Origin of the sequence: Nonomuraea sp. NPDC050790 (assembly GCF_044456745.1) — a bacterium.
GTDB lineage: Bacteria > Actinomycetota > Actinomycetes > Streptosporangiales > Streptosporangiaceae > Nonomuraea.
Map to the genome: position 1 here is coordinate 82,989 of NZ_JBITGF010000016.1, position 22,758 is coordinate 105,746.

At 68.3% G+C, this 22,758-nt stretch carries 31 protein-coding genes; 9 read left to right on the plus strand and 22 right to left on the minus strand.

Annotation, left to right across the window (positions count from 1 at the left end):
- Positions 1 to 59: 59 nt before the first annotated feature.
- The 15 genes from ACIBEJ_RS48765 to ACIBEJ_RS48835 all read right to left on the minus strand — a co-directional run bounded on the left by ACIBEJ_RS48765 (position 60) and on the right by ACIBEJ_RS48835 (position 7,762).
- Positions 60 to 209 carry a hypothetical protein gene (locus ACIBEJ_RS48765; RefSeq protein WP_397189861.1) on the minus strand — a complete coding sequence of 50 codons (150 nt, stop codon included), beginning with the start codon at positions 207 to 209 and terminating at the stop codon, positions 60 to 62.
- Between the two features lie 29 nt (positions 210 to 238).
- Positions 239 to 586 (minus strand): hypothetical protein, encoded by a 348-nt coding sequence (locus tag ACIBEJ_RS48770; RefSeq protein ID WP_397189862.1) that lies wholly within the window; start codon positions 584 to 586, stop codon positions 239 to 241.
- Positions 587 to 597: 11 nt separating this feature from the next.
- Positions 598 to 1,008, minus strand: a complete 411-nt coding sequence (locus tag ACIBEJ_RS48775) for a hypothetical protein (protein ID WP_397189863.1) — start codon at positions 1,006 to 1,008, stop codon at positions 598 to 600.
- A complete protein-coding gene (locus ACIBEJ_RS48780; RefSeq protein ID WP_397189864.1) occupies positions 1,005 to 1,418 on the minus strand; it encodes a hypothetical protein in 414 nt (137 codons plus the stop codon). The genes ACIBEJ_RS48775 and ACIBEJ_RS48780 overlap by 4 nt, the downstream gene beginning before the upstream one ends.
- On the minus strand, positions 1,415 to 1,816 hold the full coding sequence (locus ACIBEJ_RS48785; RefSeq protein ID WP_397189865.1) for a hypothetical protein: 402 nt from the start codon (positions 1,814 to 1,816) through the stop codon (positions 1,415 to 1,417). Before ACIBEJ_RS48785 ends, ACIBEJ_RS48780 begins: the two co-directional genes overlap by 4 nt.
- Positions 1,817 to 1,837: 21 nt before the next feature.
- Positions 1,838 to 2,179, minus strand: a complete 342-nt coding sequence (locus tag ACIBEJ_RS48790) for a hypothetical protein (RefSeq protein ID WP_397189866.1) — start codon at positions 2,177 to 2,179, stop codon at positions 1,838 to 1,840.
- A 317-nt stretch (positions 2,180 to 2,496) separates the two neighbouring features.
- On the minus strand, positions 2,497 to 2,910 hold the full coding sequence (locus ACIBEJ_RS48795) for a hypothetical protein (protein WP_397189867.1): 414 nt from the start codon (positions 2,908 to 2,910) through the stop codon (positions 2,497 to 2,499).
- Positions 2,907 to 3,128 (minus strand): hypothetical protein, encoded by a 222-nt coding sequence (locus ACIBEJ_RS48800; protein WP_397189868.1) that lies wholly within the window; start codon positions 3,126 to 3,128, stop codon positions 2,907 to 2,909. The genes ACIBEJ_RS48795 and ACIBEJ_RS48800 overlap by 4 nt, the downstream gene beginning before the upstream one ends.
- On the minus strand, positions 3,125 to 3,466 hold the full coding sequence (locus tag ACIBEJ_RS48805) for a CHC2 zinc finger domain-containing protein (RefSeq protein WP_397189869.1): 342 nt from the start codon (positions 3,464 to 3,466) through the stop codon (positions 3,125 to 3,127). The genes ACIBEJ_RS48800 and ACIBEJ_RS48805 overlap by 4 nt, the downstream gene beginning before the upstream one ends.
- Before the next feature lie 17 nt (positions 3,467 to 3,483).
- Positions 3,484 to 4,872: a replicative DNA helicase gene (locus tag ACIBEJ_RS48810; RefSeq protein WP_397189870.1), complete on the minus strand. Its 1,389-nt coding sequence runs from the start codon at positions 4,870 to 4,872 to the stop codon at positions 3,484 to 3,486.
- Positions 4,869 to 5,423: an ATP-binding protein gene (locus ACIBEJ_RS48815; protein ID WP_397189871.1), complete on the minus strand. Its 555-nt coding sequence runs from the start codon at positions 5,421 to 5,423 to the stop codon at positions 4,869 to 4,871. Before ACIBEJ_RS48815 ends, ACIBEJ_RS48810 begins: the two co-directional genes overlap by 4 nt.
- Positions 5,420 to 6,265: a hypothetical protein gene (locus ACIBEJ_RS48820; RefSeq protein ID WP_397189872.1), complete on the minus strand. Its 846-nt coding sequence runs from the start codon at positions 6,263 to 6,265 to the stop codon at positions 5,420 to 5,422. Before ACIBEJ_RS48820 ends, ACIBEJ_RS48815 begins: the two co-directional genes overlap by 4 nt.
- The gene (locus tag ACIBEJ_RS48825) at positions 6,265 to 6,609 is read right to left on the minus strand and encodes a hypothetical protein (protein ID WP_397189873.1); all 345 of its coding nucleotides are present in this window, start codon (positions 6,607 to 6,609) and stop codon (positions 6,265 to 6,267) included. Before ACIBEJ_RS48825 ends, ACIBEJ_RS48820 begins: the two co-directional genes overlap by 1 nt.
- Before the next feature lie 82 nt (positions 6,610 to 6,691).
- Positions 6,692 to 7,462, minus strand: a complete 771-nt coding sequence (locus ACIBEJ_RS48830) for a Bro-N domain-containing protein (protein ID WP_397189874.1) — start codon at positions 7,460 to 7,462, stop codon at positions 6,692 to 6,694.
- A gap of 9 nt (positions 7,463 to 7,471) precedes the next feature.
- Positions 7,472 to 7,762 (minus strand): helix-turn-helix transcriptional regulator, encoded by a 291-nt coding sequence (locus ACIBEJ_RS48835; protein WP_397189875.1) that lies wholly within the window; start codon positions 7,760 to 7,762, stop codon positions 7,472 to 7,474.
- A gap of 789 nt (positions 7,763 to 8,551) precedes the next feature.
- Between ACIBEJ_RS48835 and ACIBEJ_RS48840 the strand changes: the two genes are divergently transcribed.
- The gene (locus tag ACIBEJ_RS48840; RefSeq protein WP_397189876.1) at positions 8,552 to 9,364 is read left to right on the plus strand and encodes a hypothetical protein; all 813 of its coding nucleotides are present in this window, start codon (positions 8,552 to 8,554) and stop codon (positions 9,362 to 9,364) included.
- Positions 9,365 to 9,417: 53 nt separating this feature from the next.
- Positions 9,418 to 10,659 (plus strand): tyrosine recombinase XerC, encoded by a 1,242-nt coding sequence (xerC, locus tag ACIBEJ_RS48845; RefSeq protein ID WP_397189877.1) that lies wholly within the window; start codon positions 9,418 to 9,420, stop codon positions 10,657 to 10,659.
- Here the strand turns inward: xerC and ACIBEJ_RS48850 are convergent.
- From ACIBEJ_RS48850 to ACIBEJ_RS48870, 5 genes are all read right to left on the minus strand, one after another.
- Complete coding sequence (locus tag ACIBEJ_RS48850) at positions 10,615 to 10,866, minus strand: magnesium chelatase domain-containing protein (protein WP_397189878.1); 252 nt, start codon at positions 10,864 to 10,866, stop codon at positions 10,615 to 10,617. The two genes, xerC and ACIBEJ_RS48850, sit on opposite strands and share 45 nt — an antisense overlap.
- On the minus strand, positions 10,867 to 11,220 hold the full coding sequence (locus ACIBEJ_RS48855; protein WP_397189879.1) for a YraN family protein: 354 nt from the start codon (positions 11,218 to 11,220) through the stop codon (positions 10,867 to 10,869). It abuts the gene before it with no gap.
- Between the two features lie 82 nt (positions 11,221 to 11,302).
- A complete protein-coding gene (locus tag ACIBEJ_RS48860) occupies positions 11,303 to 12,226 on the minus strand; it encodes a tyrosine recombinase XerC (RefSeq protein ID WP_397189880.1) in 924 nt (307 codons plus the stop codon).
- Between the two features lie 33 nt (positions 12,227 to 12,259).
- Complete coding sequence (locus ACIBEJ_RS48865) at positions 12,260 to 12,727, minus strand: murein hydrolase activator EnvC family protein (RefSeq protein ID WP_397189881.1); 468 nt, start codon at positions 12,725 to 12,727, stop codon at positions 12,260 to 12,262.
- Positions 12,728 to 12,824: 97 nt separating this feature from the next.
- A complete protein-coding gene (locus ACIBEJ_RS48870; protein ID WP_397189882.1) occupies positions 12,825 to 14,249 on the minus strand; it encodes an MFS transporter in 1,425 nt (474 codons plus the stop codon).
- 106 nt (positions 14,250 to 14,355) lie between these two features.
- Between ACIBEJ_RS48870 and ACIBEJ_RS48875 the strand changes: the two genes are divergently transcribed.
- The 6 genes from ACIBEJ_RS48875 (at position 14,356) to ACIBEJ_RS48900 (ending at position 19,647) form a co-directional block, all read left to right on the plus strand.
- Positions 14,356 to 14,964: an ArsR/SmtB family transcription factor gene (locus ACIBEJ_RS48875; RefSeq protein ID WP_397189883.1), complete on the plus strand. Its 609-nt coding sequence runs from the start codon at positions 14,356 to 14,358 to the stop codon at positions 14,962 to 14,964.
- A 206-nt stretch (positions 14,965 to 15,170) separates the two neighbouring features.
- Complete coding sequence (rpsB, locus tag ACIBEJ_RS48880) at positions 15,171 to 16,157, plus strand: 30S ribosomal protein S2 (RefSeq protein ID WP_397189884.1); 987 nt, start codon at positions 15,171 to 15,173, stop codon at positions 16,155 to 16,157.
- Between the two features lie 218 nt (positions 16,158 to 16,375).
- Positions 16,376 to 17,209 (plus strand): translation elongation factor Ts, encoded by an 834-nt coding sequence (gene tsf, locus ACIBEJ_RS48885; RefSeq protein ID WP_397189885.1) that lies wholly within the window; start codon positions 16,376 to 16,378, stop codon positions 17,207 to 17,209.
- Between the two features lie 108 nt (positions 17,210 to 17,317).
- Positions 17,318 to 18,016: a UMP kinase gene (gene pyrH, locus ACIBEJ_RS48890; protein ID WP_379620386.1), complete on the plus strand. Its 699-nt coding sequence runs from the start codon at positions 17,318 to 17,320 to the stop codon at positions 18,014 to 18,016.
- 139 nt (positions 18,017 to 18,155) lie between these two features.
- On the plus strand, positions 18,156 to 18,713 hold the full coding sequence (gene frr / locus ACIBEJ_RS48895; protein WP_397189886.1) for a ribosome recycling factor: 558 nt from the start codon (positions 18,156 to 18,158) through the stop codon (positions 18,711 to 18,713).
- A gap of 94 nt (positions 18,714 to 18,807) precedes the next feature.
- On the plus strand, positions 18,808 to 19,647 hold the full coding sequence (locus ACIBEJ_RS48900) for a phosphatidate cytidylyltransferase (RefSeq protein WP_397189887.1): 840 nt from the start codon (positions 18,808 to 18,810) through the stop codon (positions 19,645 to 19,647).
- Here the strand turns inward: ACIBEJ_RS48900 and ACIBEJ_RS48905 are convergent.
- Positions 19,627 to 20,658 carry a suppressor of fused domain protein gene (locus ACIBEJ_RS48905; RefSeq protein ID WP_397189888.1) on the minus strand — a complete coding sequence of 344 codons (1,032 nt, stop codon included), beginning with the start codon at positions 20,656 to 20,658 and terminating at the stop codon, positions 19,627 to 19,629. The genes ACIBEJ_RS48900 and ACIBEJ_RS48905 overlap by 21 nt on opposite strands.
- Positions 20,659 to 20,769: 111 nt before the next feature.
- Between ACIBEJ_RS48905 and rlmN the strand changes: the two genes are divergently transcribed.
- The gene (gene rlmN, locus ACIBEJ_RS48910; protein WP_397189889.1) at positions 20,770 to 21,870 is read left to right on the plus strand and encodes a 23S rRNA (adenine(2503)-C(2))-methyltransferase RlmN; all 1,101 of its coding nucleotides are present in this window, start codon (positions 20,770 to 20,772) and stop codon (positions 21,868 to 21,870) included.
- A gap of 223 nt (positions 21,871 to 22,093) precedes the next feature.
- On the opposite strand, the gene ACIBEJ_RS48915 is transcribed toward rlmN, so the two are convergent.
- Positions 22,094 to 22,756, minus strand: a complete 663-nt coding sequence (locus ACIBEJ_RS48915; RefSeq protein WP_397189890.1) for a hypothetical protein — start codon at positions 22,754 to 22,756, stop codon at positions 22,094 to 22,096.
- Positions 22,757 to 22,758 lie beyond the last annotated feature (2 nt).

The window sequence follows — 22,758 nt, forward strand, 5'->3', positions numbered from 1 at the left end:
TCTGGTTGTGCAGGTGGACCTGGACGACCGTTGTGGTCGTCCAGGTCCCGGTGACGGGCTCAGGTCCCGAGCAGGATGTAGTCCGGTCGTCCGCTGCCGTCGCAGATCAGGCAGCCCTGGAAGCCGCCGGGTAGCGCCCGTTTGAAGATCGGGAGAGTGCCGTCGAACGTGCGGCCCTGCGACCTGCACAGACGACAGGGTTCGATCACAGGTTGCGGCGTCGGGAACGGGACGATGGTCACGGTTCCCCCGGCCCGTAGAGCGGGACGTTCGGGTCGTGTACGACGGCCAGGTGTGGCCAGTCGTCGCCGTCGGCCTCCAAGGTCCCGTTGGTGGACGCCTCCTGGAGGTCGAGGCCGGCTTGGCAGAACTCCCAGCCGATCTCGTGGTCCAGCCGCCGGGCGGTGGGGGCGTGGAACTGTGCGATGACGACCCGGAGGACGACCTTGAGGAGTGCGGCGTGCATGGTGGGGTGGAAGGTGGCGAGCATGCCGTTGATGCGCTGGCCCACCTCGTCCTCGTTGTTCCGGGCGCGCAGCAGGTCGATGCACATGCGGACGATGTCCGCCTCCAGCGGAGTGTTCATCCTGGGCCGGTTCACCGCATCCTCACCGCGGTGTTGCAGGCGGCAGCGAACCCGAGCAGGTACGCCTCGTCGAAGGAGACGGTGAAGCACTCCTTCGGCCAGGCCGGGTACCAGGTGCCCTGGCGGGCGTTGAGGTCTGCCATCTCGGCGCCGCCATCGGTGATCTCCCGCTCGTGCGGGGAGCCACGGAGAAACTCCAGGAAGGTGGGGTATCGGGTGGCGTCGTAGTGGGCGGTGTCGCATCCGGTGACCCCGCCGTCGTGGAGGTCACGGTGGATGCGGGCGACCTCGGAGACTTCGTGGCGGGTGGGTGAGGTGGCGAGCCAGAGGATGGCTGCGCGCCAGCCGTCGCCCTCTTCTGCGAGCCAGGTGTGGCGGAAGTCGTCGAGGCTGTAGTGCTGGTCAGGCTGGAGAGCGGTCATGCGGAGATCTCCTTCCGTGTGATCTCGCGGTCGATGGAGATGCCGATGGGCTGGCCATCCTCGTGGGGGGCGATGCCGTCGACGACCTTCACAGACAGGTGGAGAACTGCCCGGTCCGCTGCGATGTCGTCGATCAAGTCGGCGAGCTTTCGGAGGGCCCAGGTCACTGACCCGAGGTCTTTGATGAGGACCTTGCGCGTGAGCAGGTCGAGGGTGACGGCGTCGTACACCCGGTCGAGGCCATGGATGATCTCGTCCATGCCGGGCGAGAGGGCGCCCGCGCAGGTGGGGCAGGTCCAGCAGTCGTCGTGAAAGGCCGCGAACGCCTTGATCTCGTACACCTCACGGCAGCGGTGGCACTCGCCGTCGGCTCCGCCGCTGAACAGGGTCAGCTCGGTGGGGGCGCTCATGCGCCGGCCTGTGCGGTGAGGTGCTTCTTCATCCGGTCGAGGCCGGCGAACGTGGTCAGGATGGCGTGGGATTCGGCGTACAAGGCGTGGAACTGGGCGGCGAGGCACACCTGGGCGGATTCGATGTCGTCGAGCGCGATCCGGTCGATGGGGATCATGGTCTCGGTGCCGTCCTCGCGGATGATGTCGACGAAGCCGTTCACCTCGATGGTCTTGCCGTCGTGCTCGTGGATCTGCTCGGTGAGCGCGATGTAGCCGTCCTGGATGTCGGCTGCGGTCATGGTGGGCTGTTCGTCGCCGAGCCCGAAGGGGTGGTCGACCCGGCTGCCGACGGTGAAGTCGATGTGGACGGTCTTGGCGTAGTGCTCGGCCAGGGCGGCGAGCTGGATGTCGGTCATATGCAGCTCCTGACTGGGTTATCAGAGGTCGGTGTCGATCTCTTTGAGCGTGGCCTGGTCATAGAGGGACTTGATCCATTGGCCGAAGATGCGCATGGCGTCCGTTGGAGGAAGTTGGAACGGGTGCTCGACTTGCTTGGCGTCGAAGGCCCGGATCACGGGGTCACTGCCGAAGCAGGCGAGGTAGAGCTTGGACCCATCCGGAAGGACAATGCGCATCTGCTCGTTCTGCTCTTCCGGGCTGGAGATGTTGCGGGTGACGAATACGGTTTGGCCGTCCCATTGGGAGACCAGTTGGTCCGTCCAGCCGTACCCGGCGTCGATCAGCTCGTCCCAGGGGTGGCGGGTAGAGGACTCGGTCATACGATGCTCCTTACTGGCCGGGCCCGATGTGAGCGGGCCCGGCCTAGATGGCTATGGGAAGAGTGCTGTCTGAACAGGGGCAGCCATGGTCGGCTGTGCCTGGAGCGACGCTCCGATGGCGGCGATCTCTGCAGCGCGGTCGCGACAGTAGGCGACAGTGACGCAACCCTCACATGAGGTGTTCACGCACTGTCCCTTCGCCCCTGCGGAGCACCAAGGGATGCCCCACCAGTCCCGGGCTGTCCCGGTCTTCCAGCGCTTCCACTCGCGGCGGAGTTCGCGAAGCTGCCGGTTCAACTCCCGTTGCGCGTTGGTGCTCACCTCGTCGCCCTTGCGGAGCTGGGGGTCCAGTACGGCTTGCCGGGCCACTCCTCTGGCGGCAGAGCGAAGACCTCGTCGAACGTGCAGTCCTGGCCGCAGGGGATGATCCAGATGCCGTTCCAGCCAGGGCACATGTTGGTGGAAATCAGCTCACTGAAGCGGTCCCCGAACTTCTCCTGAACGGCCTCGTACTGTTCCCGCGAGACGACGCCAGCCAGGTGATGGCCGGTGTAGGCGGCGTCGGCTTCGGCCATGTCAACCACGAGTTGGACAGCCTCCTCGTGAGTGAGGTGGGCGGGCTCGCCGCGCATGAACTCCTGCCTGCCGCCCCAGTCCTGGACGGCGACGACGTGGTAATGGTCGGCGCCCCCACAGTTGGTGAGATTCGCGGTGGTCACCCGCTCTGTCATTGGGTTCTCCTGTTCGGTGTCGGAGTTGGGTGGGTCTTGGTCACCCGCGCCTGCTGTTCCCGTACGAGGGCGAGCACCCGGGTTGCGTGCCGGACGCAGACGTAGATCAGGGCATCTTCGGACTGGTCGAGCGCGGGGTTCGGGCACATCTCCTGGTTGCGGCGCCGGTAGCGGCAGCGGTGCTCCCGGTCGGGCGCGGATACGGTGGTCTTGGTCATGAGCTCGTGGGCCGAAGCGGGACCGGCTCGTACGAGAGGCTGATGTTGGCGTGCTTGGCCAGCCGCTCGATTGCCTCCTTGAATGTCAGGTTGTGGCGCTTCTCCACGAAAGTGATGACGTCGCCGCCTTCTCCGCAGCCGAAGCAGAACCACATACCGCGTTCCGGGGTGACGTTGAAGGATGGGCTCTTCTCGTCGTGGAAGGGGCATAGGCCCTTGCTGTTGCCGTTGCCAGCGTCGGCCAGTTCGACGCCTGACTCCCAGACGATGGTGAGGAGGTCGGTGCGCTCGCGAACGAGGGCGATGTCTCTGTCGGTGACGCGGGTTGGGTTGGACATGATGATCCTTTCTGGGGTTAACCGTGGCCGGGGACCACGTGCAGGTTGGGGCGGCCCTGCTGCTGGAACGGCTTCTCAGCCGATCCCATGTCGGCGAACCGTCCGTAGTGGAGCTGGGCGGCCACTGTGACGTCGGCCAGAGGGCCTCCGCGGTGCTTGACCACCATCAGGTCGGCTTCGCCGGCGCGGGGTGTCTCCCGCTCGTAGGCGTCCTCGCGGTGGACGAGGATGACGATGTCGCTGTCCGACTCGATCGAGCCGCTGTCGCGCAGATCGGCGATGGCAGGCCGCTTGTCGTTGCGCTTCTGCGACTCCCTGTTCAGCTGGGAGAGCAGCACGATGGGGACCTTGAACTCGCCCGCCATCTCCTTGAGCTCGCTCGTGATCGCCCCCAGTTCGAGGTCACGGCGCGGGCGCTTGGGCGCCCTCATCAGCTGCAAGTAGTCGATGACCACCAACTCGGCAGGAGTCTCACGGGACAGCCACCGAAGCTGTGAGCGGATGTGTTCAAGCGTGCAACCGGACGTCTCGTCGATGATCAGGGGAGCGTTGGAGATCCGTACGCCCGCCTTCGAAGCCGCTTCGAGGTGGAACCGGGACGGGGTCAGGCTGCGGATGTGGTGCAGCGGCACTTGCGATTCGGCTGCGGTGATCCGCTCCAGGACCTCGTCCTCCGACATCTCCAGCGAAAACATGATCGTCATCCGGCCGTCTTCGATCGCGGCCTGGCGGGCGAAGTCGGTCGCCAGGACGCTCTTGCCGAGCCCAGGGCGTCCCGCGACGCAGATGAGCTGGCCCCTGCGGAAGCCGCCACCCAGCAGTTGGGCGAGGTCCTCGAACGGCGGGACAACGACATCCAGTTGGGCGGGAGGGTTCTCCAGCCGGTCCAGGAGCCGCACCATGGCCTGAGAGACGTCCTTGGGGCGCTCGCCGATCCTGCGGACCGCCGCGGCGTCGATCATCTTGCGGATGTGGTCGATGTCGGTCGCGGGATCCCAGGTGGCGCTGCCCGCCATCTGGCCTGCCCGCGTGCACGCCAGGAACAGGTTGCGCCGGTCGTAGTCGTCGGCGACGACGCCCGCGTAGTAGCCGACCGAGCCGTCCCTGGCAGCGTGCTCGATCAGCGTGAACAGGTAGGGGGCGCCGCCGACCCGCTCCAGGTCGCCTCGCTCCTGAAGCTTGCCGAGCACCGCGGGCGGCTCCACCGGGTCGCCCTTGTCGCGAAGCGCCTCAGCAGCAGCGAACACGGCGCCCGCCGCCGTGTAGAACGAGTCCGCGGATAGCCGGTCGGAGGCCTCGTCCAGGGCGCGCCGGGACTGGACGACGGCTCCCGCCACTGCCATCTCGGCGGCGATGACCTTGTCGGACGCCTCGTACCCGCCGGGGGAGAGGCCGAGGTCGGTCACGCGCTGGCCCGCAGGTCTTTGCCGTCGAGGTCCACGACGGTGCAGTGGTGTGCCAGCCGGGACGAGATCCGCTCGCCCAACTGCTCGTCGAGGTCGGCCAGGTTGGAGGTGACCATGGTGGGCTGGGCGTTGGCCCACCTGGCGTCGATGACGGGCAGCAGGAGTTCTCGGGTCCAGTCGTTCAGCCGCTGGCTGCCCAGGTCGTCGAGGGCGAGCACGTCCGCCTCGCGCATGGCGCGCAGCATGTCCCGGTCGGCGGGTGGGCCGATGGTCTCCTGCCATTCGGCCTGCGACAGCATCAGGATCGTGCCCGCGTAGCCGTAAGCGAGGGCCCGCTCCATCACCTCCCACGTGTGCCAGGTTTTCGAGGTGCCGGTCGGGCCCATCAGGATGAGGTTCCCCGCCGTCTTGTCGAACAGGCGGGAGCCCCATCCGGCGACGTCGTCGTGCAGGTTGCCCTCGTGGCGAAGCAGGGCGGGCCGCTTGGCACGGAAGTCCGCCACGCGCTTACGGCGGTGCTCCTCGTACCAGTCGGTGAGGTCAACTTTCATGATCCGGTCTTTCGTCTAAAGGCTTGCTTGTAGGCACCGCTGTTGCGCGGCGGCAGGTTGGTGTGGCCGGAGGCGCTCGAAGCTCTTCTGCCGGAGGCGAAGGTGCCGCCGTTCACGCGTTCGTCCTGGATGCGCTGGGCCTTGTCGATCCACTTACGCCAGGCGGCCAGCCAGTCTCGGCAGCGACGGTCGTGCATAAGGGCGTGCTCGATGAACTGGACAGTCTCGTGGTCCAGGTCGACCCGGTAGCCCTTCTCCTTCGCCCAGGCCCGCATGTCCTCGGTGACGGCGAAGTCATCGGGGATGGGGGTTTCGGGCTTGCGGCGGGACTTGGAGCCGCTGCTGTTTCCCCCCTCACCCCCCTTCTCCGAAGGAGAAGGGGGGTGAGGGGTATGAGGGGTAGGGGTCCGGGTTTTCCGGATGCTGGGAGAGCTAAACCCGGATGCTGAGAACAGTCCGTCGTCCTCAGGGTCCGGGTTTCCCGGATTCTCAGCGTCCGGGTTCTCCGGTGGCTGAGAATCCGTCTGGGATTCCCGGATGCTGGAGTCCTCCGGGGTGGCCGGAGCCAGACGGCAGATCTCGTACTCGGCGTGCTGATGCTTCTGGCCGCGCTTGACGCTCTTGATCGCGCCCTTGTCGACGAGAGCCTTGATGATCGCGGCCCGCTCGCTCCGGCCCGCCCGCAGACGACGGACCACCCTCTCGTTGCCCTCGATGCCCAGCGCCACCAGACGGGTCTCGTCTCGGGCGTCCTCGGCGAGGACGATCAGGGCGTACCGCTCCCGCGGTGTGAGGCTTGCCGGAGCGTGGTCCAGCGCCTCGACGATGAGCTTGATGCCCATCAACGAGAGGCCCCTGACGGGTTGCGCCAAGCCCGCTCGTGGGCGATCGCCTGCCGCAGACTGCGGGTGAGCTGGGCCATCCCGGGGCCGCGCCCGTAGATCGTGACGCTCGTGGCGTTGCACAGGACAGAGGCGAGCACCATGGCCGCCATCTGGTCGCAGCCGGAGATCTCCCGGCGAACCATCAGAGCGGCAGGCTCGCGGAGGCTGGCGCTGCGGCCGGCGGCGGCCTTCTCGGCCTGGGCGTAGCGCAGCCATCCCCACCGGTCAGGGCGGACCTCGATGGTGAAGACCGGGATCAGCAGGATGTCGTCGCCGGGCTGCTCGGCGTCTTTGTTGGTCATGGAGCCCCCGCTCGCGTGGTTCGGTTCCTGGGTAGGGCGGACCGCCCGGCGGCCGATCGGGCGCCGGGCTTGTGCGAGTGGGTTACGCGGAGGAGATGGCCAGCGAGTTGTAGACCTGGTCGAACAGCGGGCGGTGTCGCTCCTGGTACTGCGCCACAGGGCGAAGGTGACGGCCTACCAGGTCGTCGATCACGGGCGGGGCTTCGTCGTACAGGCTGATGTAGAGCTTCTTGAGCTCCTTGCCGAAGCCGGACGCGATGGCCTTGATCTCCGCGGTGGTGAGGTTTTTCCCGTCCAGGTACATGCTGACCGTGAGCGGCTTCGTCACCGGGTCGAACTCGGGCGTCTCGCCAAGGACGCGACCCGCCAGGCGGCGCCCGCAGGCGTCCAGGTACCCGGCATCGACGACGCCGCCCTGCCGGAGGATGGCCAGGACTTCGGCGCGTCCCTTGGAGAGGTGGAGGTCCTTCATCTCGCGGTCGAGGTGGAGTTGGGCTCCGGCAGCCGGAGTGGCCACGTACCGGCCGGTCTCTCGGATCTGCCGAAGGATCTCCTTGACGCGCTTCTTGATCGCCTTGGCGCCCGGAAGGGTACTGCGGAAGATCAGCTCCCACAGGCCGTCCTCGTAGATGACGTTCATCTTCTGCGAGCCGCCAGGGGTCAGCACAATCTGCTGACCCTTCTCGTTGTCCTCCAGGAGGCGGGTGGCGTCGCTGGACTGCAGGTAGCCCATGACCTTGGTGAAGTCGGCGGCCACCGCGTACGGGCGGCCGTCCTCAGCAGCGCCGAACCGGATGCCGCTGCCAGCCACGTCGAAAAGCTGCAGACCGGCCTCAGGGGAAAGGTTGTTCATGGCGGGCGCCTACGCGTCGGCCTGGTCGGCGAGACGCTGTGCCTCGATCCAGGCGACCACGTCGGAGCGCCACGCGTAGAGGCGCCTGCCCATGCGGAACAGGAAGGGGGCCTCGCCGCGGTGGCGCTTGTAGCGCCAGGTCGCCGCCTCCATCCGAGTCAGCTCGCAGACCTCCTCGGGGAAGGTGAGCAGCCTGTCGTTGGATCGGTCCGCAGCCAGAGGTGCGTTGACCTGCAGAGACACCTGCGCCGCAGTGGCGCGGGACTTGCTCGTGCGCGAAGGCGCGCTGGTACCCTTCATGGGCACTCTCCTGATTGGTCGACGTTGGAAGCTGAAGCTGGCAGGAGCATGTGCATCGGGCCCGGGGGGAAGGTGAGAGCTCCCTCTGGGCCCTTCGCGCGTTCTGGGGCGAACAGTTGTTCGTGACCGTCTAGGAAACGCTAGCAGTAACGAACACGCTAGGGCTAACGGAACGGCAGGTGCAACTCGGGAAGTTTGATGGGCGGGCCCTGTAGGTTCTGGGCGTCTCCAGCGACTTCGTTGACACTAGTCGGGTGCCGTTGGACACTGTTGAACATGATGAGTGCAGCGGAGCCTCCAGGGAAGCCTAAGCGCCTGTCCGGAGAGCCCAGACGTTGGACCGAGGACGACATCCTGCGCGCGGAGCGTGAACTGCCTGACTGGATTCGCCCGTCAACCGATGCGCCCTATGGGATCCCCTGGAATACGCCGGTCCGACTGCGGGTCCGCCGGGAGGAGTTGAAGCTAACGCAGAAGGCTGTCGCCGTAGTGGCTGGCATAGCGCGCGGGACCCTGATCAGCCTTGAATCACACGGCCATAGTTATGACCCCAGTAGTGGCAAGCCGCGCGCTGAGTGGGCCACAGTTGAGGCCGTCGCGGCGACACTTGGGCTGACAATGCAGTCCTGGCCCGGCCATCCTTCCGAGGATTGGGAGCGCTCGCCGGAGTCGTTGGTCACGAAAGACGCGGAATGGAGGGAGGTATGGCCTGGATTCGCGATGACTCGACTTGTGACTCTTCTCGAAGCGAACGTTGAATCAGGCACGGAACGTGCAGAGGAAGCATGCTTGTACGCGCGCAAATACTTCACGTCATGGAGAGTGCGCCGCGAGGACAGGCCGCGAAGCCTCGATGAAGCTATTCGGGGATTTAAGGAACTCATCTTCCCCCTTCTTGATGCCGATAATTCGCTGGATCGGTCGATCATGGCCACCATTGACCTCGGCGCGAGGAACCTGGTTGGGCGCGCCCGAAAAGTCAGAGCTCCTGCGATGGAGGCCGTTGCTGAGGTGGAAGCCGCAACTGCTTCACGCATCGCTCCGTCGGGGGTCGAGCGGGAAGTAGACGCGTTGCTACGACGGCTCGCGGTCGCGGAGGAACAGCGCAGCCTGGCAGAGCAGAAGGCGGACATTGTGCATCAGAGGCTGGCTCAAGCTGAGGCGGCGACCTTGGCGGCTGAGCAGGAACTAGCCATCACTCGCACAGTGCTGAAGGACCTCGCCCGAGTGCCGCAAGAGGCTATGAAGCTTCATGAACGGCTACCTGAAGAGGTGCGCCGGATCATCGGCGCCGGGCATGTTCATGACTGGAAGACCATCAACGGCCCCGGTCTGCGTCATATCCGCCTGACGGTCAAGGAGGACGGCTCGGAGCCGGTTACTGCCCAGGAGGTTATGGAGCAAGCGGTCGGCCTCGATTTCGTCCAGATCGCTGCGGTAATGCTCGTTCGTAATCTTCAGGAAAACAATTGGGATATTGAGGCTGCCGCAAGAGAGTTGCCTAGTAAATTCCGTACGCTTTCCGAGCAGATGACGCAGGCAGTTAGGTGGCTAGAAAACGCCCAATCAGGAACAATCCCTGACGGAAGCGGCGGTGAGTGATGGCGCAAATCGAAGATCGGTGGTTCCGGAAAGCGCGCGGCCCAGATGGCAAGGTGCTGCTCGACGGAAAGGGGAAGCCGGTCCTGGAGAAGGACCCAGTCCGGTACGGCAAAGGCAAGCGGTACCGCCTGCGCTACATCGGCCCTGACGGTCGGGAGACGAACGAGAGCTTCGGCAAGAAGGTCGATGCGGAACGCCGGGAGACCGAGGTCAAGGCCGACCTGCAGCGTGGCACGTACATCGACCCGAGCGCGGGCAAGGTCATCTTCAAGGCGTTCGCCGCCGACGTCATCGCCAACCGCACGCTCAACCCGAGCACCCGCGAGAAGATGCACCAGCGGCTGACCAGCCACGTCTACCCCACGATCGGCGGCCACGAACTCGGCCTGCTGGCCAAGCGCCCCAGCATCCTGCAAGGACTCGTGACAAACCTGTCCGGGTACCTCGCGCCGAACACGATCCGCACCATCATGGCGCACGTGCAGCTCGTGTTCGCGATCGCCGTCGATGATGAGCTGATCGGCAAGAACCCCATGTTGGCGAAGTCGGTGAGCCTGCCGGCCTCGACGCGCAAGAAGCTCGTGCTGTGGACGCCTGACCAGTTGTACGGCATGGGTGACGCACTCCCGGAGCGCTACCAGGCCATGGTCGACGTCGGGAGCGGCATTGGACTGCGGCAGGGCGAGATCTTCGCGCTCAGCCCCGACGACGTCGAGTGGCTTCCGGGTGAGGTCCACGTGCAGCGACAGATCAAGATCCTGAAGAACCGCCTGGTCTTTGCGCCACCCAAGGGCGACAAGCCGCGGGACGTGCCGCTGGCCGAGAGCGTCAAGATCGCCTTAGCCGAGCATATGCGCCGATTCGAGCCGGTCGAGGTCACCCTCCCGTGGGTCAAGGCGGACGGGCCGCCGCACACGGCGCGGCTGTTCTTCGTCAACACCCACGGCCGCCCGCTCCATCAGGCCACGTTCAACAAGCTGTGGCACAGGGCGCTGGAGCAGGTGGGCATCGTGCCGCCGCTGAAGTCCGGCCAGAAGCGAGGACACGCCTACCGCGAGCACGGCATGCACATGCTGAGAAAATATTTCACTTCCGCCCTCCTGTCTGAGGGCGAGAGCGTGCGAGCGGTCGCGGAGTGGCTGGGCCACTCGGACGGAGGCGCGCTTCTGCTGAGGGTCTACGCGTCGGTGATGCCGAAGTCCGAACAGCGGATGAGGAAGATCATCGATGCTGCTCTCCGGCGGCCCAACTCAACGGCCCACGGCCCACAGACGGCCCACGGGCGGCCCGAATGAGCGTCTACGCAGCTCAAGGCAGGGGTGCATGGGGTAGTTGCTGTTGACCATGGCGGAGCGCACCCGCTCGCGGGCCTCGCTGAGCGCGGTGTCGGGCAGGCCGATCAGGGAGATTCCGGCCAGGCCGTTGCCCACGTCGGCTTCGACCTCGACGGTGCGGCCTGTCACGCCGATCAGGGCGACGCTTCTGGTGCGGGCCACGGCCATTCAGATCGCCCCCCTGATGTGGCGCATCGAGAAGTCTCCGGCGAAGCGCTCCAGGGCGATGACGTCCACGCGTACCGTCTCGAAGCGGGACGGCTGGGCGGCGAGCCATTTCGCGGCCAGCATGCGCAGGCGGGCCAGCTTCACGGGGCGCACCGACTCCAGGGCGCTGCCGTGGGAGCGGGTGGAGCGGGTCTTGACCTCGACCACCACGAGGGTCGGCCCGTCCCTGGCGATGATGTCGATCTCGCCGTGACGGCAGCGCCAGTTGCGCTCGATGATCTCCATGCCCTCGGACTGGAGGTAGGCGACGGCTAGCTGCTCGCCCTGCTTGCCGAGGTCGTGTTTCGTGGTCATGCGGATGACTTTCGCGCGAATGGGGGCGCGAAAAATGGCCGAGCGGGGTTCTGGGGATGAGGGGGGTGGGTGTGGATAACGGCTAGGCGCGGGGGTGGGCCTGGCGGTACGCGGCGCGCAGCCGGTCGATCGAGACGTGGGTGTAGATCTGGGTGGTGTTCAGGGAGGAGTGGCCCAGGAGCTCCTGGACGCTGCGCAGGTCGGCGCCGCCCTCCAGGAGGTGGGTGGCGGCGCTGTGGCGCAGGCCGTGCGGGCTCAGGTCGGGGGCGCCCGGCACCTGGCGCAGGCGGGTGTGGACGACGCGGCGCACGGTGCCCGGGTCGATGCGGCCGCCCCGGGTGCCCAGGAAGAGGGCGTCGGCGGACTTCGGGGTGGCCCAGAGCGGGCGGGCGTTGACGCACCACAGGTCGACGGCCCGCAGGGCGGGCAGGCCGAAGGGAACGGTGCGTTCCTTACGGCCCTTGCCGACGACGCGGATGACGTGGCGGGTCCGGTCGACGTCGTCCACGTCCAGGGAGCACAGCTCGCTCACGCGGATGCCGGTGGCGTAGAGGAGTTCGAGGATCGCCTGGTCGCGCAGGGCCTTGGGCGAGGTGTCCTCCGCCGGGGCGAGGGCGGCCTGGGCCTGCGGCTGGTCCAGTACGGCGGGCAGCGTCCTAGGCGCCTTGGCGCTGCCCAACAGGAGACCCGGATCGGTGGCCAGCAGGCCCTGGCGGTGGCAGAAGGCGGTGAACGTCCTCGCACACGCGGTACGGCGGGCCAGCGTGGCCCTGGACAGCCCTTCGGCGTGTTGTGCCGCCAGCCAGTGCCGCAGCGCGTCGATGTCGAGACCGGCGGGCCAGACGCCGCCCGCCTCACGCAGGTGCCGCAGGAGGGAGGCGGCGTCCGTGACGTAGGCGCGGACGGTGTGGGGCGACAGGTCGCGCTCCAGCCGGAGATGGCGTTCGAAGGCGGCGACGACCGCCGCGGTCTCGTCGTCGGGCTGGCTGGGTGCTCCGGTCGGCATGGTCTTACTCTGCCCCGATCTGAGCCTCTTCGCTCATGACCAGTGCGGGAGAAGGCGGACCAGGCCGGCGCCGGTGAGCAGGAGCGGGTCCAGGTAGCGGCGTTCGCGCAGGAGGCCCCAGTGGAGGCAGTGCCGTACGCAGTGGGGCGGGTCGAGGCCCTGCAGTGTGCCGATCGGGGTGCCGGTGGTGACCTGCTGGCCCTTGCGTACGGACGGGAGGACGGGCAGGTAGGTGGTGCGCAGGCCGTTGGGGTGGTGGACGGTGACCACCCCTCGGCCGGCCAGCTGGTCCGCGTAGCCGACGGTGCCCGGCCCTGCGGCGTGTACGGCGGTGCCCGGTTCCGCCGGTAGGTCGACGCCGCGGTGGCCGGACAGCCATGGGGCCGGGGGCGGGGTGAAGCGGCGCACCACCCCCTGGGCGCCGGTCAGCGGCCATTGCCAGGTCACCGGTTCCGGGGCGGGGACGAGGGCCAGGACGAGGGCGATCGAGGCGAGGATCATGGCGGCCAGGATGCGGGAGCGGGCGAGGCGGCCGGGCTGGCGAACGGCGTTCTGTGGACAGACCGGCGGGATGCCGGACCTGTGGACACGACGGCTGTCACAGCAGGGAGCGCATCTTGACCAGGGTGAGCTCGTAGATGGCCGGTCCCATCGTCTGGTCCACCCGCCCCGGCCGCGCGTGGCGGCGGTAGCCGTACCCGGAACGCGGGCGCGCGGCCCACATGGACGCGCGCACAGGCACCCCACCCGGCTCCGAGCGGGAAGGCCCAGAGCGGGAAGGCTTGGAGCGGCTGGCGGGCGGGTCCACCTCGGGGATCCGCAACGGCGAGGTCCAGATCCACACGGCGCTCAGCGTGACCCCCGCCGCGCACACGAGGATGACCGCCCGCAGCCCCACCGCCTCGGCCAGCAGCCCGCCCAGGAGGCCGCCCACCGCCAGCACCCCCTGCACGGCGAAGGTGAACGTGGCGTTGACCCGTCCGCGCAGCTCGGCGGGCGCCTCGCGCAGTTGCACCGCGCCCATGCAGGTCGCGAACGTCACCACCAGCATCCCCGTCGCCAGCGCGCTGAGCGACATGGCGAGGACCTTCCACCACGTCGGCCCGCCGATCAGCCCAACGGTGAGGAAGTCGAGGGGGAACAGGATCACCGACCACTTGAGGAGCCGGTTCGTCCCGGTGTGCCGGTTCAGGCGGGCGGTCAGCCAGGCGCCCAGCAGCCCGCCCACACCGGAAAGGGCGACCATCATGCCGATCAGGCCCTTGGGGATGGACAGGACGTTCACCAGGTACAGCATGTGCACGGCCAAATAGGCCATCGCGAAGAGGTTGATGGTCACGCCGGCCAGCAGCAGGGCGCGCAGGGACCGGTTCGACAGGCACGTGCGCAGCCCCTCGCCGACGTCGCGCAGCATGCCGCGCGAGGCCGCGGGCGCGGGTGTCTCGGGGGCGCGGATGCGGCCCATCAGCAGCGCGGACGCCAGGAACCCCACCCCCTCCACCAGTACGGCCAGCGGCGCCGTCAACACCTGCACCAGCAAACCGCCCAGCCCGGGACCGGCCACCGAGGCGACCGAGTAGGAGGCCTGCAGCCCGGCCATGGCCTCGGTGCGCTGCCCAGAGTCGACGACGGAGGCCAGGTAGGGAAAGCTAGCGGAGCGGAAGACCACCCCGGCGGTCCCGATGACGAACGCGACGGCCACCAGCAGCGGCACGCTCAGCACCCCGAGTAGCCACGCGACCGGTACGGCCAGCGCGGCCGCCCCGGCGACCAGCTCACAGCCGATCATCAGCGGCCGGTGCCGGCGCAGCCGGTCGGACACGGCGCCGGCCTGCAGCCCGAACAGCAGCGCCGGCGCGAAGGCCGCGGCCGTGAGCAGGCCCATCTGCGAAGGGCTCGCGGCCAGCAGCGTGACGCCGGTGAGCGGTACCGCCAGCTTGGACACCTCGCTCCCGGTGATCGCGACCGTCCTGGAGGCCCAGAGGAGCCGATAGTCGGGCTGCCGGCGCAGGGGCACGGTCATGGAATCCTCCAACCAACGCTGTGAAGGAAACCCTTCACAACTCTGAAGATAATCCTTCATAACTGTGAAAGCAATACTTCAGATCTCGTCCGGGTACGGTTTGCACATGAGCCACCGGCACTCCCCGCTCAGCGACCCCAAGGCGATGCGCGCGCTGGCCCACCCCGCCCGCCTGGAGATGCTGAACCGGCTGCAGGTCGAGGGCCCGTCCACGGCCACCGAAGTCGCGGAGTTCGCCGGCGTCACCCCGAGCGCCGCCAGCTACCACCTGCGCATGCTCGCCAAGTACGGCTTCGTCGAGGACGCGCCGCCGCGTACCGACGGCAGGGAGCGCGTGTGGCGTTCGACCGGCCGGGGGCTGAGCGTGGCCACGGAACCCGACGACGCACCCGAGCTGCGCGCGGCCAAGGAACTGCTGATCCACACCGTGTACGACGAGGCCCACGCCGACCTGAAGCGGTCGATGGGCCGGGTCGACCGCGAGCCCGAGCAGTGGCGGGCGGGAGCGGCATGGCGGCGGATCTTCCTCCAGGTCGGTCCGGAGGAGATGCGCCGCCTGGGCGAGCAGATGGAGGCGCTGCTGCTGCCCTACCAGGCGGGGGTGCGGAAGGACGCGCCGCCCGACGCGCGCACCGTGGTCGCGCAGTACTCCGTCTACCTGCGCCCCGAGCGTCCCGTGCCCGGTCTGCCCACGGAGGACCACGACGCCGTCTGACCCGTGAGGTCAGCGCGGGAGGTAGACTTTCCGGTGGCCTGTCACAGACGGGCCGACTTCGCATGCCCCATCGCGAGCCGATCCCTCGGTCCGGACCCGCAAGGTTCCGGCAGGAGCGGCTCAGGGGCATCAGGGCGGCAGTACCCGACTGCCGCGACACAACCGAGAATCGCGCCCCCGGGCGCGCCGACCTGGAGGACCAGCACATGGCCCCCGTCGTCACCATGCGACAGCTGCTCGAAAGCGGCGTTCACTTCGGTCACCAGACCCGCCGCTGGAACCCGAAGATGAAGCGCTTCATCTTCACCGAGCGCAACGGCATCTACATCATCGACCTGCAGAAGTCGCTGTCGTTCATCGACCGTGCCTACGACTTCGTCAAGGAGACCGTCGCCCACGGCGGCACGATCCTGTTCATCGGCACCAAGAAGCAGGCCCAGGAGGCCATCGCCGAGCAGGCCGCCCGCGTCGGCATGCCGTACGTCAACCAGCGCTGGCTGGGTGGCATGCTCACCAACTTCTCCACCGTGCACAAGAGGCTTCAGCGTCTGAAGGAGCTCGAGGAGCTCGACTTCGACAACGTCGCCGCGTCGGGGCTCACCAAGAAGGAGCTCCTCATGCGCCGTCGTGAGAAGGAGAAGCTGGAGCGCACGCTCGGCGGTATCCGTGACATGGGCCGCGTGCCCAGCGCGGTGTGGATCGTCGACACCAAGAAGGAGCACATCGCGATCTCCGAGGCCAAGAAGCTCGGCATCCCGGTCGTCGCGATCCTCGACACCAACTGCGACCCCGACGAGGTCGACTACCCGATCCCGGGCAACGACGACGCCATCCGCGCCGTCGGCCTGCTGACCCGCGTCGTCGCCGACGGTGTCGCCGCCGGTCTGATGGCCCGCTCCGGCGCCGCCCGCGGTGACGAGAAGCCGGCCGCCGCCGAGCCGCTGGCCGAGTGGGAGCGCGAGCTCATCGAGCAGGGCGCCGCCGCCGAGGCCGCCCCCGCCGCCGAGCCCGCCGCCGCCGAGGCCGCAGCCGAGGCCGCCCCGGTCGACGAGGTCGCGGTCGAGGACGCCGACGTGGCCGCCGAGGCCGTGGCCGAGGACGACGCCGAGGTCGCCGCCGAGGCTGAGGCCGCTCCCGCCGAGGCCGAGGCCGGCGTCGAGGACGAGACCGAGACCGGGACCGACAAGGCCTGACGGTCCCGCACGGGCGGCCCCGCCGCCTGACGCTCCGGGCAGGGGGCCGCGCGAGCGGCCCCCGCGCACGAAAGATCCACGGCTCCTGGTACGGCTCCCGCAGGCCGTGCCGACCAGCCGGCGGCGCCAGCCGTACCGGCACAGAAGGCTTGAAAGGGTGGGTGGCCGGATCCCGGCGCCCACCCGATCCACGACGAAGATCCCACGAGGAAAAAGCAATGGCTTCCGTGAACATGGCCGACGTCAAGCGGCTTCGCGAGCTCACCGCCGCCGGCATGATGGACTGCAAAAAGGCGCTCGAGGAGGCCGAGGGCGACTTCGACCGCGCCGTTGAGATCCTGCGCCTCAAGGGCGCCAAGGACGTCGGCAAGCGCGAGTCGCGCACCGCCTCCAACGGCCTGGTCGCCCTCAAGCAGGAGAGCGACAGCGCCGCCGCGCTGCTCGAGCTCAACTGCGAGACCGACTTCGTGGCCAAGGCCGAGCGCTTCCAGGAGCTCGCGGCCGAGGTCGTCGAGCACATCCTGGCCACCCGGCCGGCCGACGTGCCGGCGCTGCTCAGCTCCGAGTACAACGGCAAGAGCGTGCAGAACCACCTCGACGACGCCAACGTCGCGCTCGGCGAGAAGATCGAGATCCGCCGCTTCGCGGTGCTCGACGGCGGCTACGTCGGCGCGTACATGCACAAGACCGACCCGCAGCTCCCGCCGGCGGTCGGCGTGCTCGTCCAGCTCGACAAGCCCAACGCCGAGGTCGCCAAGGACATCGCGCAGCACGCCGCGGCGATGGCGCCGAAGTACCTCAAGGCCGAGGACGTTCCCGCCGACGTCATCGAGAAGGAGCGCGCGCTCTTCGAGGAGATGACCCGCGACGAGGGCAAGCCCGAGGCCGCCATCGGCAAGATCGTCGAGGGCCGGGTCAACGGCTGGTACAAGGACTTCACGCTGCTGCAGCAGGCGTTCGTGAAGGACAACAAGAAGTCCATCGCCAAGTACGCCGACGAGAACGGCGTCGAGGTGCTCGGCTTCGTTCGCTTCAAGGTGGGCCAGGCTTAGGCTTAGTCAAGCCCTCAGCCCCACATCAGTACCACCTACCGAGGAGGCCGCCGCGTGCAGGAGAACCAGGAGCCAGCTACGTCGGCGGCTTCTTCGTACAGACGGGTCATGCTGAAGCTGTCGGGCGAGGCGTTCGCCGGCGGCGAGGAGATGGGCATCGATCCGGTCGTCGTCGGTCACCTGGCCGACTCGATCGCCGAGGCGGTGCGCGAGGGCGTGCAGGTCGCCGTCGTGGTCGGCGGCGGCAACATGTTCCGCGGCGCCACCCTGTCGCAGGGCGGTATGGACCGTGCCCGCGCCGACTACATGGGCATGCTCGGCACGGTCATCAACTGCCTCGCCCTGCAGGACTTCCTGGAGAAGCGCGGCGTCGAGACCCGCGTGCAGACCGCGATCACGATGCAGCAGGTGGCCGAGCCGTTCCTGCCGCGCCGCGCGATCCGGCACCTGGAGAAGGGCCGCGTGGTCATCTTCGGCGCCGGGCTCGGCACGCCGTACTTCTCCACCGACACGTGCGCGGCGCAGCGCGCGCTGGAGATCGGCGCGGAGGCGCTGCTGAAGGGCACGCAGGTGGACGGGGTCTACGACTCCGACCCGCGGAAGAACCCGGACGCCGTGCGGTTCGACCACCTGGACTACGCAGAGGTCCTGGTACGCGATCTGACGGTCATGGACCAGACCGCGATCAGCCTGTGCAAGGAGAACGACCTGCCCATCGTGGTCTTCGACCTCATGGGTGAGGGCAACATCCTGCGGGCGGTCCGCGGTGAGAAGATCGGCACGCTGGTGAGTCCGGCAGGCAAGTAGACGGGAGCGAACCCGACGCAGCGAGCGGAGTGGAGAGCCGACGAAGGAGGCGCTCCGCGAAGCGAGTGAGGAGGGTGAGCGACCAAGGCAGCAGGGAGCCCATCCGACGGACGGGCGACCAAAACAGCAGGGAGCCGCTGTGATCGACGAAACTCTCCTCGAAGCCGAGGAAAAGATGGACAAGGCTGTCTCGGTCGCGAAGGAGGACTTCGCGAGCATCCGCACGGGCCGAGTCACGCCGTCGATGTTCAACAAGATCAACGCCGAGTACTACGGTTCGCCGACTCCGATCCAGCAACTGGCCTCGTTCCACGTTCCCGAGGCCCGCATGGTCATCGTCCAGCCCTTCGACAAGGGTTCGATGGCCGCGATCGAGAAGGCGATCCGCGACTCCGACCTGGGCGTCAACCCGAGCAACGACGGTCAGGTGATCCGCGTGAACTTCCCCGAGCTGTCGGAGGAGCGCCGCAAGGAGTACATCAAGGTCGCGCGCAACAAGGGTGAGCACGCCAAGGTGTCGGTGCGCAACATCCGCCGCTCCGCCAAGGAGACCCTTGACAAGATGATCAAGGACGGCGACGCGGGCGAGGACGAGGTGCGCCGCGCGGAGAAGGAGCTCGACGACATCACCCAGAAGCACGTCGCCAAGATCGACGAGTTGCTCAAGCACAAGGAAGCCGAGCTGCTCGAGGTCTAGGCGCCTGTACGGCAAGCCGTGGTGCCCCCATCCCCCGCGCGGGGCTGGGGGCATTCCAGGGTGATCGGCTAGAAATCCCGGCTTGGGAGAGTCTGTGGAAGAAAGTACGGCTGGCACCAGCCCGAGCGGCGGCAGCCGTACCGGAAGGAACCTGCCCGCGGCGATCGCGGTCGGCGCGGCGCTGGGCGCGTCGGTCATCGTGTCGATCTACACCGTTAAGGAGATCTTTCTCCTGGTGGTGGCGGCGGCGGTCGGCATTGGCGTGATGGAGCTGGTCAAGGCGTTCGGCACCCGTGGGATCGTGGTGCCGGCCGTGCCGGCGCTGGTGGCGACGGCGGGCATGCTGGCCGGGGCCTACTGGGGCGGCGCGGTCTCGCTCGTGGGCACGTTCTCGGTGTTCGTGTTCGTGATGCTGATCTGGCGGATGTTCAGCGCGGGCGCCGACGGATACGTGCGCGACGCCACCGCCTCGGTGTTCACGCTGGTCTATCCGGCGCTGCTGGCCGGGTTCGTGGGGCTGCTGCTGGCGCCGGACGACGGCGCGGACCGGGTGCTGATCTTCATCGCGGTGACCGTGGCCAGCGACATCGGCGGATACATCGCCGGGGTGCTGTTCGGCCGGCACAAGATGTCGATCATCAGCCCGAAGAAGACCTGGGAGGGCTTCGCCGGATCCGTGCTGGCCTGCGTGGGCGTCGGGGCGTGGCTGGTCATCTGGCGCATGGACGGCGAGTTCTGGCAGGGCGCGCTGATCGGCGTGCTGGCCGCGGCGCTGGCCACGATCGGCGACCTGGTCGAGTCGATGATCAAGCGTGACCTGGGCATCAAGGACCTCGGCACGATCCTGCCCGGCCACGGCGGGCTCATGGACCGGCTCGACTCGCTGGTCGCCACGCTGGTGCCGATCTGGCTGCTACTGGCGCTGTTCTTCTAACGCCTCGGTGGTGACGGGCACGAGCCAGAGCCACCGCACGGCCTCGCCCCCGAACGCGAATCCCGTCATGTCGGGGAAGTCCGGCGGGTCGGCCAGCATGAGCACCCCCGAGTAGTCGGCCCCGAGCGGGAACGTGGACGGGTCGTGGTACCACTGCGCGGTGTGCCCGTGGCCGAGCCAGGTGACCGAATGCCACGGATACTGCGCCAGCCATACCAGCACCAGCGCCACCTCCCGGGGGTCCTGGCGGGTGGCGACGGCCAGCTCGATCCGCGAGTACGCGCGCGGCCGGTCGATCCACTGCTCCACCGTCGGCATGCGCTGGCAGCTCATCCCGACCGTGGACAGCACGGTGAACTCGCGCTCGCCGAACGGGGGCCGCTCGGTGATGCCGACCGTGGGCAGGCGCTCGCCGCTGGCGTCCCAGTAGCGGCCGGCGGGGCCGAGCGTGCGGTCGAGGTGGCCCATCACGAACTGCTGGAACCCCGGCCACGACCCCTCGCGATGCCGCCAGCGCCAGTAGGAGTGGGCGTTGGAGATGCGGGGGAGCAGTCCTTCGAGCGCCTCGGGCAGGGACCAGGCGAACGGGGTCTCGCCGATGGCGTCGCGGGCGTACCCGGGCATGCCCCTGGACATGTCGGCCCAGCCGGGGATGACGGCGAGCAGGTCGTCGTTCTCGTAGACGGCGACGCCGTCCCCCTCCTCGAACCACAGGGCGCTGAGCTGGCCGAGGGGGCGGCGGCCCGCGGGGTGGACGGTGTTGGCATACGGCATGACGGGCGGCAGGCCGGCGTTGATGCGGCTCAGGTCGACCGCGCCGGGCGCTCTGCGGTGGTTGGCCAGCCAGACGGCGCCGTGGACCGTGCCATCCGGCGCGCACAGGTAAGCGACCGAGGCGTCCTCGTCCCGCTCGATCACCAGCGTGCGGCTCCCGTAAGGGTTGCCGGCCACGAGGACGACCTCGGCCTGGGTGTGCTCACCCGGCTGCTCGCTCGCCCGATAAATCGCCATACAAGATGACTGTAGATCGCCGCCCGATCGCAGGCGAGAGCTCGTAGGAATGACAAACGCGGGCGAGACGTTCACTACCCTGGTCGGTAACCGTCGAGATGAGGCAGGAACGTGTCCCAGCAGCCAGGCCAGCTCACCTTCGTAGCGCCCCGCCGGGCCAAGCCCGCGCGGCACCTGGCGGACCTCACGATGGCCGAGCGCCGCGCCGCCGTGGCCGAGCTCGGTGAGAAGCCGTTCCGCGCCGACCAGCTCTCGCGGCACTACTTCACGCACCTGACCACCGACGTCCAGGCGATGACCGACCTGCCCGCGCCGGCCAGGGAGAAGCTGTCGGCGTTGCTGCCGTCGCTGCTGACGCCGGTCCGCGAGCAGACCACCGACCAGGGGACGACGCGCAAGACGTTGTGGCGGCTGTTCGACGGGGCGCTGGTCGAGTCGGTGCTCATGCGCTACCCGGACCGCGCCACGATCTGTGTGTCGTCGCAGGCCGGATGCGGCATGAACTGCCCCTTCTGCGCCACCGGCCAGGCCGGTCTGACCCGCAACATGTCCACGGCCGAGATCGTCGAACAGGTCGTCGCCGGAGCCCGCACCCTGGCCACCGGCGAGGTGCCCGGCGGACCCGGCCGGATCAACAACGTCGTCTTCATGGGCATGGGCGAACCCCTCGCCAACTACAAGCAGGTGATCGGGGCGGTCCGTCGCATGGTCGAGCCGGCGCCCGACGGGCTCGGCATCTCCGCGCGCGGGGTGACGGTCTCGACCGTCGGACTCGTCCCGGCGATCGGCAAACTGGCCGACGAGGGGCTGCCGGTGACGCTGGCGCTGTCGCTGCACGCGCCGGACGACGAGTTGCGCGACACGCTGGTGCCGATCAACACGCGCTGGAAGGTCGCCGAGGTGCTGGAGGCCGCGTGGGCGTACGCGGCGAAGACCAAGCGGCGGGTGTCGATCGAGTACGCGCTGATCAAGGACATCAACGACCACGAGTGGCGCGCCGACCTGCTGGGCAAGCTGGTCAAGAACAAGCTGGTGCACGTCAACCTGATCCCGCTCAACCCGACGCCGGGGTCCAAGTGGACTGCCTCGCGTCCGGAGGACGAGCGGGCGTTCGTGCGGCGCCTGCAGTACCACGGCGTGCCGGTCACCGTCCGCGACACCCGCGGCCGCGAGATCGACGGCGCCTGCGGCCAACTCGCCGCCGCCGAGTAGCTCTTTCATCTGGTTGCTGCTTCCGCTCGGCCGCCTTTTCGTGCGTGCGGGCCCGTTGTGGTTCCCTTCCGCGACCACCATCCGTTACGGCTCCGCCACCCCCACGCCACCCGCCGACGTGCGCGGGCGTTGGTCGGGGGGATCGCTTCTCACGTCGGACGTGGTCCCCACCGCAACGGGCTCGTCAACACGCTAAGAGCAAGGCGGTAACCGGGGTTGTGGTTTATGGGCGGGTGCGGCGTAGCCAGGTGTATCCGGCCAGTCCTGCTGCGCACCAGGCCAGGGAGATGGCGGTCAGGGCGGGGAGGTCGGTGGGGAGAGTGCCTGCGCCCGCTGCCTTCAGCCAGGCCGTGACCGGGACCGTCAGCCAGTAGGCCGGGGTGATGCTGATCAGCAGCATCGCCAGGTAGCCGAAGAGCAGCGTCATGATGGACAGCGCGGGCGACGGCAGGATCACGCGGCTGGTCAGGGCGCCCAGCATGAGTCCGGCGAGCACCGCCAGCACGTGCAGGACCGTTGCCGCCAGCAGGACGTCCGGGGACGGCGTCGCCTCCAGGCCCATCAGCAGGCCGCAGACCAGTGCCAGCGTGGCGAACGTCGTGTTGACCGCCGCTGCCGCCAGGAGGCCGCCGGTCAGTTCGCGGGTGCGGGATCCGGCTGTGGTGGCGGAGATGGCGCGTTGCTCGTCGGGTTCGGTGTCGAGCAGGGAGCGGGTGGCCCAGGCGAGCATCGGGATGATCAGCACCGCGGAGTCGGCCAGGGCGGGTGCCTCTGAGCCGAGTGGGGCGCGGTTGGCGTAGATGATCGCGAGCATGGCCAGGATCGGGACCAGGGCCTGGTAGACCCGGTGCGACCGGACATATGCCGCTATCCGGAACCTCGTCAACG

Coding starts and splice junctions, on each gene's coding strand:
- ACIBEJ_RS48850 (WP_397189878.1), bottom strand. CDS start 10,866: ATGGCCGTGGCCCGCACCAGAAGCGTCGCCCTGATCGGCGTGACAGGC.
- ACIBEJ_RS48770 (WP_397189862.1), bottom strand. CDS start 586: ATGAACACTCCGCTGGAGGCGGACATCGTCCGCATGTGCATCGACCTG.
- ACIBEJ_RS48795 (WP_397189867.1), bottom strand. CDS start 2,910: ATGACAGAGCGGGTGACCACCGCGAATCTCACCAACTGTGGGGGCGCC.
- ACIBEJ_RS48855 (WP_397189879.1), bottom strand. CDS start 11,220: ATGACCACGAAACACGACCTCGGCAAGCAGGGCGAGCAGCTAGCCGTC.
- ACIBEJ_RS48775 (WP_397189863.1), bottom strand. CDS start 1,008: ATGACCGCTCTCCAGCCTGACCAGCACTACAGCCTCGACGACTTCCGC.
- ACIBEJ_RS48785 (WP_397189865.1), bottom strand. CDS start 1,816: ATGACCGACATCCAGCTCGCCGCCCTGGCCGAGCACTACGCCAAGACC.
- ACIBEJ_RS48870 (WP_397189882.1), bottom strand. CDS start 14,249: ATGACCGTGCCCCTGCGCCGGCAGCCCGACTATCGGCTCCTCTGGGCC.
- ACIBEJ_RS48805 (WP_397189869.1), bottom strand. CDS start 3,466: ATGTCCAACCCAACCCGCGTCACCGACAGAGACATCGCCCTCGTTCGC.
- ACIBEJ_RS48905 (WP_397189888.1), bottom strand. CDS start 20,658: ATGGCGATTTATCGGGCGAGCGAGCAGCCGGGTGAGCACACCCAGGCC.
- ACIBEJ_RS48790 (WP_397189866.1), bottom strand. CDS start 2,179: ATGACCGAGTCCTCTACCCGCCACCCCTGGGACGAGCTGATCGACGCC.
- ACIBEJ_RS48825 (WP_397189873.1), bottom strand. CDS start 6,609: ATGACCAACAAAGACGCCGAGCAGCCCGGCGACGACATCCTGCTGATC.
- ACIBEJ_RS48830 (WP_397189874.1), bottom strand. CDS start 7,462: ATGAACAACCTTTCCCCTGAGGCCGGTCTGCAGCTTTTCGACGTGGCT.
- tsf (WP_397189885.1), top strand. CDS start 16,376: ATGGCTTCCGTGAACATGGCCGACGTCAAGCGGCTTCGCGAGCTCACC.
- ACIBEJ_RS48800 (WP_397189868.1), bottom strand. CDS start 3,128: ATGACCAAGACCACCGTATCCGCGCCCGACCGGGAGCACCGCTGCCGC.
- ACIBEJ_RS48815 (WP_397189871.1), bottom strand. CDS start 5,423: ATGAAAGTTGACCTCACCGACTGGTACGAGGAGCACCGCCGTAAGCGC.
- ACIBEJ_RS48860 (WP_397189880.1), bottom strand. CDS start 12,226: ATGCCGACCGGAGCACCCAGCCAGCCCGACGACGAGACCGCGGCGGTC.
- pyrH (WP_379620386.1), top strand. CDS start 17,318: ATGCTGAAGCTGTCGGGCGAGGCGTTCGCCGGCGGCGAGGAGATGGGC.
- ACIBEJ_RS48780 (WP_397189864.1), bottom strand. CDS start 1,418: ATGAGCGCCCCCACCGAGCTGACCCTGTTCAGCGGCGGAGCCGACGGC.
- rpsB (WP_397189884.1), top strand. CDS start 15,171: ATGGCCCCCGTCGTCACCATGCGACAGCTGCTCGAAAGCGGCGTTCAC.
- ACIBEJ_RS48835 (WP_397189875.1), bottom strand. CDS start 7,762: ATGAAGGGTACCAGCGCGCCTTCGCGCACGAGCAAGTCCCGCGCCACT.
- ACIBEJ_RS48820 (WP_397189872.1), bottom strand. CDS start 6,265: ATGGGCATCAAGCTCATCGTCGAGGCGCTGGACCACGCTCCGGCAAGC.
- ACIBEJ_RS48875 (WP_397189883.1), top strand. CDS start 14,356: ATGAGCCACCGGCACTCCCCGCTCAGCGACCCCAAGGCGATGCGCGCG.
- ACIBEJ_RS48865 (WP_397189881.1), bottom strand. CDS start 12,727: ATGATCCTCGCCTCGATCGCCCTCGTCCTGGCCCTCGTCCCCGCCCCG.